Raw genomic sequence first — 15,932 nt, 5'->3', positions numbered from 1 at the left:
TTATGTGGCGCATTATCGGCCTGGCTGGCAGGGGCGGCATTAAGAAACCGTCTAGCCGCCGATGTAGTGCATTTCGATCTTGTGCTGCGTCTTGCCATGGCGTTCGGCGCGCTCCTCGCTATAGCGGTCGTTGCGGTTCAGCCAGACCTCGCGCAGGCGTTGTGTCAACGCCTCGTCGCTGGCGCCACCGCGCAGGGCAGTGCGGAAATCCGCGCCCTCAGTGGCGAACAGGCAGGTATACAGCATGCCTTCCGACGACAGCCGGGCGCGGGTGCAAGCGCCACAGAAGGGCTGGCTGATCGAGGAAATCATGCCGATCTCGCCGGCACCATCGAGGAAGCGGTAACGCGTAGCCACCTCGCCCGGGTAGGTCGGCGGCACGGCCCGCAGCGGCCAACGCGCGTCGATGAGCGCGATCAGCTCCTGCGACGGCACCACGTCGTCGATGCTCCAGTCGTTCCGGTTGCCTACATCCATGTATTCGATGAAACGCACGATGATGCCGCTGCCACGAAAGCGTTCGACCAGGTCGGGCACGGTATGTTCGTTGACGCCACGCTGCACGACGGTATTGAGCTTGACCCCATGCGGAAAATCCGCCGCCCGCGCCGCCTCGATACCGGCCATCACCTCGTCCAGGGCGCCACGCCCACCGCTCATGCGATGGAACAGGGCGGGATCGAGCGTATCCAGGCTGACGGTGACGCGATCGAGTCCGGCCTCGCGCAGCTCCTTAACGTGCCGGGCCAGCAGCATGCCATTCGTCGTCAAGGCCAGATCGGTGATGCCGGGAATGCTACGCAAGCGCCGGACCAGCTCGGCCAGATGCGGCCGCAGCAGCGGCTCGCCACCGGTAAGGCGTAGTTTGCTCACGCCCAGCGCGGCGGCCAGCCGGCACAGCCGCTCGATCTCGTCGAAGCTCAGCCGCTCGTCGTTGCGCAGGAAGCTGAAGTGCTCACCGTAGGTGGCTTCGGGCATGCAATACGGACAGCGGAAGTTGCAGCGGTCCATGACCGAAATGCGCAGGTCGTGCAGGGGCCGGCCGCGCTGATCCCGTGGCAACGCCGTCGCAGCTTCGTCACTGGCCTGGAACAGGTTCATGTCACCACCGATAGAACTCGACTACCGTGCCTGCCGGTACACGATCGTTGCCGGGGGGCAACTGCACGACACCGTGCGTATGTGGCAGCGCGGAGAAGTCGCCTGACGTGCGCGCCGGCACCGGCTTGGCCATGCTCCGCCCATGCGCGTCGGTTTGCACGTGGGCGGGCACGAAACAGGTCAGCATCGGGTTGGTATCCACGTCAGCCTCAAGACGGACCACTTCCGTCGGTGCCGGCGTCATACCGAGCGAAACCAGCAGGGCCGATCTGACATAACGGATGGCGCAGACCAGCGCAGACATCGGATTACCCGGCAGCGCAAAGACAGCCTGCTGCCTCGGACCGATGCCGAACCACATCGGCTTGCCGGGTCGCTGGGCGATCCGATGAAACACGCACCGCACGCCGAGCGCATCCAGTGCCGCCGGCACGTAGTCGCGCTGCCCCATCGACACGCCACCTGACAGGATGAGTACATCGTGTTCGCCCAGCAGACGACCTAGCCGGTCCTGCGTGGCGGCGACATCGTCGGCGATGTGCTCCAGCGCGACGCGATCGAAGCCATGCAGGCGCAAGGCGGTGGCGATGGCCATATCGTTGGAACGGCGAATCTGCCCTTCGCCCAGTGACGAGCCCACGTCGACCAGCTCATCGCCCGTCGAAACGATGACGATGGAAGGCGTCTTGCCAACGTCGACCGTGGCCAGGCCGTTCGCAGCCAGCAGCGCCGCTTCCGGCGCGCCGATGCGCATGCCGGCCTCAAGTAGCAACGTTCCAGCCACGCAGTCCGAACCGCGCGTATGGATGAATTGTCCGCGGCTGGGCTGGTAACCATCGATGAGCTGGTAATGCGCAGCCTCGCGGCGAAGCTGCTCCACCGGAATCACGCAATCGCAACCTGCCGGCAGCACGGCGCCGGTAGTGACTTCGATGCAGCCCGTCGCGTCAGCGAGCGTGCGCATCGACATGCCGGCCATCTGGGCGCCGGCAATCGTGAATTCGCGCGGCAGCGAGGCGCTCCAGCTCACCGCTATGCCATCCATCATCACGCGATCGAACGGCGGGTGATCGTGCTCGGCATGTACCGCCTGGCGCAGGATGCGGCCAGCCGCCCGTTCCAGCGTGATCCGTTCACAGCCGAACGACGGCATGTGCTCCGCAATCAGGGATTCGGCCTCGGCGATGCTGATCAACTCGGTCATGGACATGACAATGCGCGGTTGTGGCCGGTGGCACCCAGGGGGCAGCGCTGCCCAGGATTATGGTGAGCGCCCGGTGGGATCACAACCGCGTGGCCAACCAGGTCACGCGCCCAGGGCCACGGCCTTGACCTGTGCCCAGACCTCGCTTCCGGGCGCCAGCCCGAGCGCGTGCCAGGACCGCCGGGTAATCCGCGCGAGCAGGATGCTGCCCCCCGCATCCAGCTGTACCAGGCATTGCGAGGGATGGTCCGCGTCGGCCATGGCCAGGATGCGGCAATGAATCTGGTTCAGGGCACTGCTCCCCACCATGGACCTGCGGGCCAGCACGATGTCGCGTGCACCGATGCGGCAGCGCAAGGCCTGCCCTACCACTTCGCGACGATAAGGCAGCCACAGCTTGCCGCCTGAAAATTCGAGCTCGATGAGCTGGTCGTGTGCGTCGTAGCCGGTCACCCTGCCCTCGATCACGGCGCCGACCGCCTCGCCCAGCGCTGGCGGCAGATCCAACCGGGTCAGCGTCGCCTGCAGTGGCCCTTGGGCCACCACATGCCCGGCATCCAGCAGCACGAGGTGATCGGCCAGGCGGGCCACTTCGTCGATGTTGTGGCTGACGTAGATCATCGGGACCGCGAGCGAGGAGTGCAGGCTTTCCAGGCAACCGAGCAGTTCGGATCGGGCGGCGACGTCGAGTGCCGACAAGGGCTCATCAAACAACAGCAAGGTCGGATCGGACATCAAGGCGCGCACCATCGCCACTCGCTGGCGCTCACCACCGGAGAGCGTATCGACGCGCCGGTCGAGCAAGGTACGCAGACCGAAGCGGTCGATCAGCCCTTCGCGATCGACATGCGCAGGCCGTCCGGCACGTCGAAAACCGAAATCGAGATTGCCGGAGATGGATCGGTGAACGAACAGGCTCGGTTCCTGGAATACATAACCCAAGCGCCGCCGGTGCGGTGGCACGAAAACACCATGTGCATCGTCCTGCCAGACCTTGTTACCGAAGGTCACCCGGCCGCGGCCGCCACGCTCGAGCCCGGCTATTGCACGCAGGCAACTCGTCTTGCCAGCGCCGGATGGACCAAACAGCGCAGTGATACCGCGCGGCGGCAGGTCAAAGTCGACATCAAGGGCGAGTGCGCCTTGGCGCCACGCCAGCTTGGCGTACAAGCCATGCTGGGCTTCAGACACGCGCGTACCTGCGCGAGCGCAACAACGACGTGGCGAGCAGGGCCACAAATGACACCAGCAACAGGCAAAGCGACAACACATGAGCCTGGTGATACTCGCCGGCCTGGACGTGATCGTAGATCCGCATCGAGACCACCCGGGTCTGGCCCGGAATATTGCCGCCGATCATCAGCACTACGCCGAACTCGCCCACGGTGTGCGCGAAACCCAAGACGGCCGCAGTGACCACACCCGGCACGGCCAACGGCAGCGCCACCGACAGGAAGCGATCCAGCGGCCCCGCACCCAGGCATGCGGCCACTTCCAGTGGCTGGCGGCCAATGGTGTCGAAGGCGTTATGAAGCGGCTGCACCACGAAGGGCAACGAGGACAGCATCGAGGCCACCACCAGGCCCTGGAACGTAAATGGCAGGGCCGTGAGACCGATCGCCGCCATCAGCCGGCCCACGGCGCCGTGGGGACCGAGCAACATCAATAGGTAGAAACCAAGCACCGTCGGCGGCAACACCAACGGCAGCGCCACGACGGCGGCGATCGGTCGCCGCCAGCGCGAACGCGTTTGTGACAGCCACCACGCCAACGGCGCGCCCAGCAGCAACAGCAGCACGGTCACCGTCGTGGCCAGCCGCAAGGTAAGCCAAAGCGCCTGCAGGTCCTCGCCGGACAGTAGGGACACGGCGCTCAATGCTCCTCTGTCTCCGGCAAGTTAAAGCCGTACTTCGCAAAGATGGCCCGCGCCTCCGGACTCTGCACGTACGTCGCGAAATCCTGTGCAAGCGCGTTGTCGGCGCCACGCTGGGTTAGCACAAAGCTCTGCTGCAGGGGTTCGTACAACGAGGGCGGCACCAGGATATAGCTGCCCTTGCCGGTCCACGCCCGCGCGAGCGACTCTGCGATGATGCCGACCTGGGCATTGCCGCTCTGCGCGAACTCCGCGGTCTGCGCGATGTCATTGCCGAACACCAGGCGCGGCTGCAGCGCGTCCCAGACACCTGCCGCGCGCAAGGCCTGTTCGGCTCGCTTGCCGTAGGGTGCGTGTTGTGGGTTGGCGATGGCGATACGCCCAAAGGAGGGCTGCAGCAGGTCCGCCACCCGCACCTCGGACATATCGAAACTCCCGCTCCACAGCACGATATGCCCGTAGGCATAAGGAACTGGCTGGCCGCTGGCCTTGCCTTCAGCCACCAGTTTCTTCGGGTAACTGCTGTCGGCCGAAAAAAACAGATCGAACGGCCCACCCTCTTCGATAAGCGTCAGCAGGTTGCCGGACGAGCCGTACGCTACGTCGATCCTGCTATCGGGGTGGTCTTGTTTGTAGGCATCCACCAGCGTGTTCATCACCCCATTCAAATCGGCCGCCGCCGCTATCGTGATGTGATCATCGTCCGCCGCTGCGGGTGTCCACGGCAACAGCGTCATGCCCAAGGCCAGCAGTCGAAGCAAGAAAAGGCGAGTCATACGATCCCATCTCCGTTTGCGTCTATCGTGTCGGCGCGTTGAGAGTAGCCCAACAGAAGCGTATGCAGACTCCCTACGACGAGCGGCGCCGGCGCACGCTGTCGCGAACGTCGACATCAAAGCGTAGTTCCAGCGCATCACCTTCCTCTTTACCGGCCAGGATGAACTTCAAACCCTCCCGGGTAGGCAGCCGCCGCGCATGGTCCCGCACCGCAGCCTCGGGAATCTCGATCAGCCATGCATCGGGACGACCCGAGAAAAGTGCGGCATCGCCTGCGCCAAGCCGCACCGTGCAGGTCATGACGAAGGCCTGCGCAAAGCCAGTGCGCGACACCAGAGCGTCGCCCGCCATCAGCGTGCCCAGTTCGACCTCACCTATGCGCACGCGCAGGCTCTGACCTTCGATCTGCAGTTTCATATTGGCGTTCCCTGGCAGTTCATGTCACGGATGGTGCTGACGCTCAACGGTCCCCCTGGATGAAGGCTGGCGATCTCGACCAGCATGCCGGGAAGGCAGTCGCCAGCGTCCTCGCCCAGCAGCACCCAGGCGCCCGCTTCAGCGAACGGCTGAATGCGAAAAGGTTGCTGCAGTTTGAGCAAACTCGCGTGAAGACGCCCATCACTACCTTGGCCGAGCCTCGCCCGCAGGAAGTGACGCAGACCCGGCTTCGCTTGCTGCGGCGTATCAAGCACGGCATGCAGCACCGCTTCGCTGCCCTGCCCCGCCCAAGCCCGCAGCACGGGCGCGGCGAAGAATCGGAAGCCGACAGCAACCGCCATCGGCGTGCCGGGAAGCGCAAGCACCAGGGTGGCATCACCCAGCATCGCCGCGAGCATCGGCTTGCCCGGACGGATCGCCACCTTGTGGAACAGAAGCTCGGCGCCAAGCGTTTGCAGCGTGTCGGGGACGAAGTCATAGCGACCCATCGAAACCGCGCCGGTACTGACGATCAGGTCGGCGCCGGCTTCGCGTGCGCGCACTACGGCTTCGCGGTAGTGGCTGGCGGTGTCGTCCAGCGTCTCACAGGACAGCACCTGCACGCCGGCCGCCGCAAACGCTGCCCTCAGATAAGGACCGTTGGAATGGTGGATCTGCTCGTCCGCGAGTGGCTGGGTCGGGTCCGCCAACAACTCCTTGCCGGTGCCGATAATCGCCACACGCGGCTGACGCACTACCTCGACCGAAGTCACGCCAAGCGCTGCCAGCAACATGACATGGGCGGGCTCGATACGCGTACCGGCGGCCACAACCAGCGCTCCCTTGGCGACATCGCTGCCGGCATAGCGCACGTTATAGCCAGCGGCGAGCGTATCGAGCAGTCGAATGCGCGCGGGGGTGCCGTCGTCGCCGCGAGCCAGCCATTGGGTACGCTCCACCGCAACGACCGCATCCAGGCCATCGGGCAAGCGTGCGCCGGTCATGATCTCGCAGGCGATGCCCTGCGACGCGCGCGCCGCATCGCCAGCAGCCTGGGAACCCACCACAAGGTGCTCCGAACCGGCGGCGAGCGGTTGGCGTGCACTCAACGCATAGCCGTCCATCGCCGCATGATCGAACGATGGCAGGTCCATAGGACTGCGGACATCACGAGCCAGCACGCAGCCCAACGAATCGACTGGCGAACGGGACTCACCCGGTAGCCGACGGGTGTGGGCAAGCAGTCGTTCCAGGGCCTGGTCGTAACTGATCATGGTGCGAGGCTGCGCATCCTGCTTACCCGGGACTAGAGACCCGCATGCTCGACGCGCGCGCCCGGCGATGCAAGAGGCAGGGAAGCTCTACGCCCCTTGCGCTGCGGTGCAGCAACCAATCCGGCAGCAAAGGCCTGATGATCGGCGACGGGGAAAGTCAGTACACGCAGTAGCCAGGCGTTCGACTTAAGTCGGGTGGCGCACTGGGCGAGTCCGCTCGACCATCGCGCCGCACGCCAAGCTATAGGGTCGTCTTACACACTGGGGGGTGATGCTTGTGAACAGCGTACCTGCAGCAGACGTTCTGAATCCGGCGCCAGGAAGGGCGCCGGGAGTACTGTCCAGGGAACGCACCATCGCGGGATCTCGTTTCAATCGCTGGCTGGTGCCGCCAGCGGCCTTGGCCATCCATCTCAGCATCGGCATGGCCTACGGCTTCTCCGTGTTCTGGCTGCCGATGAGCAAACTGGTGACCGAGGCCGATCCGGCCATGTGCGCCAACCTGGGTTTCTTCGCCCAACTGTTCAGTACCGCCTGTAACTGGACAGTGCCCGCGGTAAACCACATCTTCGAAACCTTCATCGCCATGCTCGGCATTTCCGCCGCGATCTGGGGCGGCTGGCTGGAACATGCCGGCCCCCGCAAGGCAGGCTTCATCGCCGCACTGTGCTGGGGCGGTGGACTGGTGGTGGGGGGCATCGGCGTATCGATGCATCAACTGTGGCTGGTCTATCTCGGCGCCGGTGTGCTGGGAGGCATCGGCCAGGGACTGGGATACATCTCGCCCGTCTCCACGTTGATCAAATGGTTCCCCGACCGCCGCGGCCTGGCCACCGGCTTCGCCATCATGGGCTATGGCGGCGGCGCGATGATCGGTGCACCGATTGCCGTCGCGCTGATGGCGAAATTCAGTGCGGGAGGCGTGCCCGGCGTGGCCAGCACGCTGATGTGCATGGGCGTGATTTATTTCATTGCGATGTCAGCCGGCGCCTTCGGTTTTCGCGTGCCGCCCAGCGGCTGGCGACCACTCGGCTGGACCCCGCCGGCGGCATCAGCGAACAAGCTGATCACCCATCGCCATGTGCACCTGAGCCTTGCCTGGAAGACACCGCAGTTCTGGATGATCTGGGTCGTGCTGTGCATGAACGTCACCGCCGGTATCGGCGTGATCTCGATGGCCAGCCCGATGTTCCAGGATGTGTTCGGCGGGCGTCTGCTGGGACTGGATGCCTCGGCCACGCTCAGTACCGCGCAGAAAGCCGCGATCGCGGCGTCGGCCGCGGGCCTGGTCGGCCTGATCAGCCTGTTCAACAGCCTGGGGCGCATCTTCTGGGCGTCCACGTCCGACTTCATCGGCCGCAAAACCACGTATTTCATCTTCTTTGCGCTGGGCATCCTGCTGTATTGCAGTCTGCCCACCTTGGGACACATGGGTCTTGCCGGCCTGTTCGTGGCGGCGGCGTGCATCATCCTCACCATGTATGGCGGCGGCTTCGCGACGGTGCCGGCGTACCTGTCGGACATCTTCGGCACCCAGATGGTCGGGGCGATCCACGGACGGCTGCTGACGGCGTGGTCGGTGGCGGGCATCGCCGGTCCGTTCCTGATTGCCGCCGTGCGCCAGGCCCAGCTCGATGCTGGCATCGCCAAGAACCTGGTGTACGACCGCACGCTCTACATCCTCGCTGCGCTGTTGCTGATCGGCATGATCAGCAACTTCCTGATCCGCCCGGTCAAGGAAAACGCCCTGATGACCGATGCCGAACTGGCGCATGAACGATCCCTGCAACATGAGGCCGCTACCGTCTCGGCACATGCACAGGAAGCGGCGCGCGGTGGCTTCGGGCTGGTCGGGGTCATCGCCTGGGCCCTGGTTGGCGTTCCCTTCCTGATCGGTGTATGGATAGCTCTTACCAAGGCGGCCGCGCTGTTCTGAGCGGCGATTAGACGGCGGAAACATGAAGCGCGCGATAGACATCACCGTATTGCCGGAGATCCCGGAAAACATTCGCACCGCCGTACTCGAAGTCACCACCCGGCTGAAGGCTATGCCCGGCGCCCTGCTCCCCGTGCTGCACGGGGTGCAGGGCGCGCTCGGTTATGTGCCGGCGGACGCGGTGCCGCTCATCGCCCGCGAGCTGAACCTGTCGCGCGCGGATGTGCACGGGGTCGTCAGCTTCTACCACTTCTTCCGCCAGCAGCCGGCCGGGCGGCATCTCATCTACCTGTGCCGTGCCGAATCCTGCCAGGCGATGGGTGCCGTCACGCTGGAGAAACACATCAGGGGGCGACTGGCCATAGACTTTCACCAGACCACGGCCGACGGCGCCTACACACTGGAGCCGGTCTATTGCCTCGGCAACTGTGCGTGCTCGCCGGCAATGATGATCGATGGTGACCTGAAGGGTCGCATGACGCCCGAACGGTTCGACGCCTGGCTCGATGCGGAGGCCACATGAGCGTCACGGTCTACGTGCCGATCGATGCCAGCGCGCTCTCGCTGGGCGCCGAGGCCGTCGCCAAGGCGATCGCTACGGAAGCCACGCGCCGCGGCTGCGACGTACGGATCGTGCGCAACGGTTCACGCGGCATGTACTGGCTGGAACCGCTGGTCGAAGTTGAAACGGCCGATGGCCGCGTCGCCTACGGCCCGGTGCAGGCCGCCGATGTTCCCTCCCTGTTCGATGCGGACTTCCTGCATGCAGGCCAGCACGCGCTCGCCCTGGGGCCGACCGAATCAATCCCCTATCTGAAGCGCCAGCAGCGCCTGACCTTCGCCCGTGTCGGCATCGTCGATCCACGCAGCCTCGATGATTACCGTGCCCACGGCGGTTATCGCGGCCTCGCGAAAGCACTGCGCATGGGCTGCATCGATATCGTGCAGGCCGTGCTCGATGCCGGGCTGCGCGGTCGCGGCGGCGCGGCGTTTCCCGCCGGGATCAAGTGGAAGACCTGCCTCGATGCGCCGGCCGAGCAGAAGTACATCGTGTGCAATGCGGACGAAGGCGACTCCGGCACCTTCTCCGATCGCATGATCATGGAAGGCGATCCGTTCGTGCTGATCGAGGGCATGACCATCGCAGGCCTCGCGGTCGCAGCCACCCGCGGTTACATCTATCTGCGCGTGGAATACCCGCACGCACAGCGGGCGCTGCTGGCGGCCATTGCCGCCGCCGAAGCGGCCGGCTTTCTCGGCGACAGCGTCTGTGGCAGCGGCAAGGCGTTCCATCTGGAAGTCCGCATGGCCGGCGGCGCGTATATCTGTGGCGAGGAAACCTCGCTGCTCGAATCGCTGGAAGGCAAGCGCGGCCAGGTGCGCTTCAAGCCGCCGCTGCCGGCGATCGAAGGCCTGTTCGGCAAACCCACGGTGATCAACAACGTCGTGACGCTCGCCTCGGTGCCGATCATCCTGGATCAGGGAGCCGGCTATTACCGCGACTACGGCACCGGCAAGTCGCGCGGCACCTTGCCGATCCAGCTCGCCGGCAACCTAAAGCGAACGGGCCTGGTGGAGCTGGCGTTTGGCGCCACGCTACGCGAGTTGATTGACGATTTTGGCGGCGGCACCGCCAGTGGCCGCCCGCTGCGCGCGGTGCAGGTCGGCGGCCCGCTCGGCGCGTATATCCCGCCATCGCGGCTGGACACGCCGATCGACTACGAAGCGTTTGCCGCTATTGGCGGCATGCTGGGCCACGGCGGCGTGGTGGTCTTCGACGACACCGTCGACATGGCGGCGCAGGCGCGTTACGCGATGGAATTCTGTGCCATCGAATCGTGCGGCAAGTGCACGCCATGTCGCATCGGCTCGACCCGCGGCGTCGAAGTGATCGATCGCATGCTTGCCGGCAGCGCCAACGAGCGCGAACGCAACGAGGTCCTGCTGCGCGATCTCTGCCAGACCATGATCGACGGTTCCCTGTGCGCGCTCGGCGGCATGGCGCCTTTCCCGGTGCTCAGCGCGCTGGACCATTTCCACGAGGATTTCGCAGGCGCCGCCGACCAAGCTGCGCACTGAGGAGGTAGAAGGTCATGTTGTCCATCGTCGAGATCGACTACGGCACGCCGAAGGCCACGTCCACCACGATGGTCGAGCTGCACATCGACGGTCGCAGCGTGCAGGTGCCTGAGGGTACCTCGGTGCTGCGCGCAGCGGCACAGATGGGCATCGGCATCCCCAAGCTCTGCGCCACCGACATGCTCGAGGCCTTCGGCTCGTGCCGGCTTTGCCTGGTGGAAATCGAAGGTCGCAAGGGCTACCCAGCCTCCTGCACCACGCCGGTCAGTCCCGGCATGCAGGTGCATACGCAGACCTCCAGGCTGGCCGAGATCCGGCGCGGGGTGATGGAGCTGTACATCTCCGATCATCCACTCGATTGCCTCACCTGCCCCGCCAACGGCCACTGCGAATTGCAGGACATGGCGGGCGTGGTTGGCCTGCGCGAGGTGCGCTACGGCTACGACGGCGCCAACCATGTCTATGCCGAAAACAAGGACGGCAGTACCAATCCGCTGTTCGTCGCCAAGGACATCTCCAACCCCTACTTCACCTTCGACCCGTCCAAATGCATCGCCTGCTCGCGCTGCGTGCGCGCCTGCGACGAGGTGCAGGGCACCTTCGCGCTGACCATCCAGGGGCGGGGCTTCGAATCCAAGGTCGCCGCGAGCCAGGACAACCGCTTCCTCGATTCCGAATGCGTCTCCTGCGGCGCCTGTGTACAGGCCTGCCCGACCGCGACCTTGTCGGAGAAGTCGCTGATCGACATGGGCCAGGCGGAGCACAGCGTCGTCACCACCTGCGCCTATTGCGGCGTCGGGTGCAGCTTCCGTGCCGAGATGAAAGGCCAGGAAATCGTGCGCATGGTGCCGAACAAGGATGGCCACGCCAATCACGGCCACTCCTGCGTCAAGGGACGCTTCGCGATTGGCTACGCCACGCATCCCGATCGCATCACCACGCCGATGATTCGCGCCCGCATTTCCGATCCCTGGCGCGTGGTCAGTTGGGATGAAGCCATTGCTCACGTCGCCAGCGAGTTCAAGCGGCTGCAGGCTCACTATGGCAAGCACTCGGTGGGCGGCATCACCTCCTCGCGCTGCACCAACGAGGAGACCTACCTGGTGCAGAAGCTGGTGCGTGCCGGTTTCGGCAATAACAACGTCGATACCTGTGCGCGCGTCTGCCATTCGCCCACCGGCTACGGCCTCAAGGCTACGCTGGGCGAATCGGCGGGCACGCAGGATTTCGACTCGATCGAGTCGACCGACGTCGTGCTGGTGATCGGTGCGAATCCGACCGACGCCCACCCCGTGTTCGGCTCGCAGATGAAACGCCGCCTGCGCGCGGGCGCCAGGCTGGTCGTGGTCGACCCGCGCCGCATCGACCTGGTGCGCACACCGCACATCAAGGCCGACTACCACCTGCGCTTGCGCCCGGGCACCAATGTCGCGGTGCTCAACACGCTGGCCCATGTCATCGTCACCGAGAACCTCGTCGACGAGGACTTTGTGGCCAAGCGCTGCGAAGCGGTAGCGTTTGCCAAGTGGCGCGCCTTCGTGGCGCAGGAAAAGTACAGCCCCGAAGCGATGGAATCGGTGACCGGCGTGCCCGCGGCCATCGTGCGCGGCGCGGCGCGGCTGTACGCCACGGGTGGCAATGGTGCGATCTACTACGGCCTGGGTGTCACCGAGCATGCGCAGGGTTCCACGGCGGTGATGGCCATCGCCAACCTCGCCATGGCCACCGGGAATATCGGCCGCGAAGGCGTCGGCGTGAATCCGCTGCGCGGACAGAACAACGTGCAGGGCTCGTGCGACATGGGTTCGTTCCCGCATGAGTTCCCCGGTTATCGGCACGTCGGCGATGATGCCGTACGTCATTCGTTCGAGCAGGCATGGGGCGTGCCACTGCTCAGCGAACCGGGCCTGCGCATTCCCAACATGTTCGAGGCGGCGCTCGACGGCAGCTTCAAAGGGCTCTACATCGAGGGCGAGGATATCGCCCAGTCCGATCCCGATACCCAGCACGTCACCGCTGCCCTCACCGCCATGGAATGCATCGTGGTGCAGGATCTGTTTCTCAACGAGACCGCCAATTACGCCCACGTCTTCCTCCCGGGCAGCTCGTTCCTGGAGAAAGACGGCACCTTCACCAATGCGGAGCGCCGCGTTTCACGCGTGCGCAAGGTGATGGAGCCCAAGGGCGGCTACGCCGACTGGGAAATTACCCAGTTGCTGGCGCAGGCGATGGGATACCCGATGAACTACCAGCATGCAACGGAGATCATGGATGAGATAGCGCGGCTCACGCCCACCTTCCATGGCGTCAGCTTCGACAAGATCGATCAACTGGGGTCGATCCAGTGGCCGTGCAATGACGAGCATCCGTTCGGCACGCCGGTGATGCACGTCGACGAGTTCGTGCGCGGCAAGGGCCGCTTCATGCTTACCGAGTACGTGCCGACCTCGGAAAAGGTCAACGCCGAGCATCCGTTGATCCTCACTACCGGCCGCATCCTGAGCCAGTACAACGTGGGTGCGCAGACCCGGCGCACCGCCAATGTGATGTGGCACGACGAGGATCGGCTGGAAATACACCCGCACGATGCCGAGGAACGCGGCATCAACGAAGGCGACTGGGTGGGCATCCGGAGCCGTTCCGGCGATACCGTGCTGCGCGCGATGATCTCCGAGCGCATGCAGCCGGGCGTGGTTTACACCACCTTCCACTTCCCCGGTTCCGGCGCCAATGTGATCACCACCGAGAACTCCGACTGGGCTACCAATTGTCCCGAGTACAAGGTCACCGCCGTACAAGTGACCCGGGTCACGCAACCGTCTGATTGGCAGAAACGCCATCGCGCTTTCTCGGAGGCGCAGGAAGCGTTGCTGGATCCGTCGGCGAAGCCCGCCTGATGACGTCGGCAGCTGATACACCGCACGAGGGGTTTGTGGTCCGGCCCGTCGAACGCTGGCGGCATGGCCATGTCACCCGCGAGGACGACTGCATCGCCGAGGAAGTGCCGGTAGCCATGGTCTACAACGGCGCCACCTTCGCCGTGATGATGGCCACGCCGCACGACCTGGACGACTTCGCCCTGGGCTTCTCGCTCAGCGAGAGCCTGATCGACGATCCGTCGCAGCTGCTCCAACTGGACCAGCATGCGCTGCTCGAGGGGATCGAACTGGCGATGCGGGTTTCCGAGGACGCTCCCGGCGCGCACATCGGCCGCGAGCGCGAACGCCTGCTGCCCGGGCGTAGCGGCTGCGGTATCTGCGGCACGCGTGAATTGGAACAGGCGATCCGGCAACACCCGCCGGTGGGCGCCGGCCGCACGCTCACACGCGACGCTCTGGAGCGCGCGCAACGGGAACTGCATGCACGGCAACCGATGAACGAGGCCACCGGTGCGGTGCATGCCGCTGCCTGGGCTACGCGCGACGGCGAGATCGCCCTCGTACGCGAGGACGTCGGGCGCCACAACGCGCTGGACAAGTTGATTGGCGCCATGCGTCGCGCCGGCATCGACCCGGAGAATGGCCTGGCGCTGGTGACCAGCCGTGCCAGCTACGAAATGGTCACCAAGGCGACCAGCGCCGGCATCACCGTGCTGGCCGCCATTTCAGCGCCAACCGCCCTGGCAATCGAGCTGGCGCGCAGTGCCGGCATCACCCTGGTGGGCTTTACGCGCCCCGGCAGCCACAACGTCTACGCCCATCCCGATCGGCTGCTCCCTGTCGCCGGGCAGGAGTTGTCATGAACATCGAACGGCTCGTCACGATGGCCAACGACATCGCGACCTTCTTCGAGGTCGAGCCAGATCACGAGCTGGCGGTGACCAGCGTGCGCGACCACCTCAAGCGATTTTGGGACCCGGTCATGCGCCGGCAATTAAAAGCTCACCTTGGCGACGGCGGTGAAGGCCTGCTGCCGCTCGCCAAGGAAGCCGTGGCCGCCCTGGACGTGCCGCCGCCAGACGCTGGCTGATCAGGGCTTGTCCGTCGTCGAGCCGTCGACGATCTCGATGCCGGCCACGTTACGAACCCAGCGCGCGGGTCGCTGATCGCCGCCAACCACCAGCCGAAAAGGTCCGTCTTCGGCCAGCGGTTTGCCGTCCCGCTGGTCCGCGAGGATCACTTGCGTATTCCCCAGCGACGGGTCGAGGTCGGCCATGCCAAACACGACCTGATAATGATCGGTCGCAGTCACCCGCACGAAGTGCGCCAGCGCCTTGCCCCGCAGGGGCTTGTCGAGCGGCGCGCCTGCGCGCAGCAGGATCTCCCGCAGCGGCACGCCGCGCCAATCGCTGGATGGCTCATCGTGCGACGCCGCCCGGATACTGATATGCGGCATGGCGGCGAGCGCGGATGCATCGAGCGTCAGCGCCGCTTTACCCGGCAGCAACAGGCTGACCGCCTGCCCGCGCGCGGCCGGTGTGGATAGCTCCGCTGCACCCACAGCAAACGCGAGCAAACAACCCATCGCCAGACACGCACTTCGAAACGACGCCACCGCCTTGCTCGCCATCAGTCATCCTCGCAGGAAAGAGTTCACTTGACCTTCACACGCAGGAGGGAGGTCCCTGCAGGCGTTCGCCGCACTCTATATCGAACCTGCGGCGCCCGGGTCGGTGGCTTCCATCGAATGCGTCAAAACGTCCGCGAAAGCAGGGCGGCGGCGATGTAGACTCACCAGACGGTTCCAGTCGCGTCTTCTCTGCCTCGCCGAGGTCCAGATGGAAGCGTCACCCGAGACGATTACAAAACAGCAGGAGCGGACCGTCTTCCTCTTCCTGACCGTGGCTTTGTTTCCGGCCCTGGCGGTGGCAATCGTCGTTTCCTATGGGTTCGCGGTCTGGATCTGGCAGATGTTCAACGGCCCGCCGGGGACTTGAGCATGTTCGCAGACGCCTCTTCCCACGCACGCCTCCTCGCGACACTGGTTGCACCGAAAGTGCGTGCGAACGCAACGCCTTGCCGAGCCCAAGCAGGTGTCGCGTCATGAACGACGAACAGCACATCTCCAGCCTCGTGCTAATGCATCGTCATGAAGCCATGCCGGCCATCAAGGCGCTGGTGGAGGCCCATGCCGCGCTTGAAATTGCCGCGCATGGCGATTGCCGCTGCGTCGTGCTCTGCGAAACCGGCGATCAACGCTCGCTGATGGACTGCATCGACGCGCTGCAGGCCTTGCCCGGCGTACTGAACGTGTCACTGATCTATCACCATGTGGAATCGCTTAGCGAGCTTGACCAGCCGATGGAGCCTGGCTTGTCGAGTTGAGGAGTTG

The 15,932-nt window shown here is 65.0% G+C and carries 16 protein-coding genes; 8 read left to right on the top strand and 8 right to left on the bottom strand.

The annotated features are described in order from the left end of the window. Positions 1 to 51: 51 nt before the first annotated feature. From moaA to OUZ30_RS09360, 7 genes are all read right to left on the bottom strand, one after another. Complete coding sequence (moaA, locus tag OUZ30_RS09390; protein WP_266181967.1) at positions 52 to 1,101, bottom strand: GTP 3',8-cyclase MoaA; 1,050 nt, start codon at positions 1,099 to 1,101, stop codon at positions 52 to 54. A gap of 1 nt (position 1,102) precedes the next feature. Beyond that, a complete protein-coding gene (locus OUZ30_RS09385) occupies positions 1,103 to 2,305 on the bottom strand; it encodes a molybdopterin molybdotransferase MoeA (protein WP_266181966.1) in 1,203 nt (400 codons plus the stop codon). A gap of 102 nt (positions 2,306 to 2,407) precedes the next feature. After that, positions 2,408 to 3,496: a molybdenum ABC transporter ATP-binding protein gene (gene modC / locus OUZ30_RS09380; protein ID WP_266181965.1), complete on the bottom strand. Its 1,089-nt coding sequence runs from the start codon at positions 3,494 to 3,496 to the stop codon at positions 2,408 to 2,410. Next, positions 3,489 to 4,172, bottom strand: a complete 684-nt coding sequence (modB, locus tag OUZ30_RS09375; protein WP_266181964.1) for a molybdate ABC transporter permease subunit — start codon at positions 4,170 to 4,172, stop codon at positions 3,489 to 3,491. The genes modC and modB overlap by 8 nt, the downstream gene beginning before the upstream one ends. Positions 4,173 to 4,177: 5 nt before the next feature. After that, entirely contained in the window at positions 4,178 to 4,954 is a 777-nt protein-coding gene (modA, locus tag OUZ30_RS09370) for a molybdate ABC transporter substrate-binding protein (protein WP_266181963.1), read from the bottom strand. A 73-nt stretch (positions 4,955 to 5,027) separates the two neighbouring features. Then, complete coding sequence (locus OUZ30_RS09365) at positions 5,028 to 5,372, bottom strand: hypothetical protein (RefSeq protein WP_266181962.1); 345 nt, start codon at positions 5,370 to 5,372, stop codon at positions 5,028 to 5,030. After that, entirely contained in the window at positions 5,369 to 6,646 is a 1,278-nt protein-coding gene (locus tag OUZ30_RS09360; protein ID WP_266181961.1) for a molybdopterin molybdotransferase MoeA, read from the bottom strand. The genes OUZ30_RS09365 and OUZ30_RS09360 overlap by 4 nt, the downstream gene beginning before the upstream one ends. 424 nt (positions 6,647 to 7,070) lie before the next feature. Between OUZ30_RS09360 and OUZ30_RS09355 the strand changes: the two genes are divergently transcribed. The 6 genes from OUZ30_RS09355 to OUZ30_RS09330 are packed head-to-tail and all read left to right on the top strand — an operon-like array spanning position 7,071 to position 14,630. Next, a complete protein-coding gene (locus OUZ30_RS09355) occupies positions 7,071 to 8,582 on the top strand; it encodes an OFA family MFS transporter (RefSeq protein WP_266183150.1) in 1,512 nt (503 codons plus the stop codon). A 22-nt stretch (positions 8,583 to 8,604) separates the two neighbouring features. Beyond that, positions 8,605 to 9,105: a formate dehydrogenase subunit gamma gene (locus OUZ30_RS09350; protein WP_266181960.1), complete on the top strand. Its 501-nt coding sequence runs from the start codon at positions 8,605 to 8,607 to the stop codon at positions 9,103 to 9,105. Next, on the top strand, positions 9,102 to 10,661 hold the full coding sequence (locus OUZ30_RS09345) for a formate dehydrogenase beta subunit (RefSeq protein ID WP_266181959.1): 1,560 nt from the start codon (positions 9,102 to 9,104) through the stop codon (positions 10,659 to 10,661). Before OUZ30_RS09350 ends, OUZ30_RS09345 begins: the two co-directional genes overlap by 4 nt. A 14-nt stretch (positions 10,662 to 10,675) precedes the next feature. After that, positions 10,676 to 13,558, top strand: coding sequence for a formate dehydrogenase subunit alpha (gene fdhF / locus OUZ30_RS09340; RefSeq protein ID WP_266181958.1), 2,883 nt, complete (start codon positions 10,676 to 10,678; stop codon positions 13,556 to 13,558). After that, positions 13,558 to 14,403 carry a formate dehydrogenase accessory sulfurtransferase FdhD gene (gene fdhD / locus OUZ30_RS09335; RefSeq protein ID WP_266181957.1) on the top strand — a complete coding sequence of 282 codons (846 nt, stop codon included), beginning with the start codon at positions 13,558 to 13,560 and terminating at the stop codon, positions 14,401 to 14,403. Before fdhF ends, fdhD begins: the two co-directional genes overlap by 1 nt. Next, the gene (locus OUZ30_RS09330; protein WP_266181956.1) at positions 14,400 to 14,630 is read left to right on the top strand and encodes a formate dehydrogenase subunit delta; all 231 of its coding nucleotides are present in this window, start codon (positions 14,400 to 14,402) and stop codon (positions 14,628 to 14,630) included. Before fdhD ends, OUZ30_RS09330 begins: the two co-directional genes overlap by 4 nt. On the opposite strand, the gene OUZ30_RS09325 is transcribed toward OUZ30_RS09330, so the two are convergent. Beyond that, positions 14,631 to 15,170, bottom strand: coding sequence for a molybdopterin-dependent oxidoreductase (locus OUZ30_RS09325; protein WP_266181955.1), 540 nt, complete (start codon positions 15,168 to 15,170; stop codon positions 14,631 to 14,633). Positions 15,171 to 15,378: 208 nt separating this feature from the next. Between OUZ30_RS09325 and napE the strand changes: the two genes are divergently transcribed. Further along, positions 15,379 to 15,537 carry a periplasmic nitrate reductase, NapE protein gene (napE, locus tag OUZ30_RS09320; RefSeq protein ID WP_266181954.1) on the top strand — a complete coding sequence of 53 codons (159 nt, stop codon included), beginning with the start codon at positions 15,379 to 15,381 and terminating at the stop codon, positions 15,535 to 15,537. A 106-nt stretch (positions 15,538 to 15,643) separates the two neighbouring features. Further along, positions 15,644 to 15,925, top strand: a complete 282-nt coding sequence (locus OUZ30_RS09315) for a chaperone NapD (protein ID WP_266181953.1) — start codon at positions 15,644 to 15,646, stop codon at positions 15,923 to 15,925. The last annotated feature ends 7 nt before the right edge of the window (positions 15,926 to 15,932 follow it).

The sequence above is a fragment of the Dyella humicola genome (assembly GCF_026283945.1).
GTDB lineage: Bacteria > Pseudomonadota > Gammaproteobacteria > Xanthomonadales > Rhodanobacteraceae > Dyella > Dyella humicola.
This window is presented reverse-complemented; position numbering and strand designations above follow the sequence as displayed.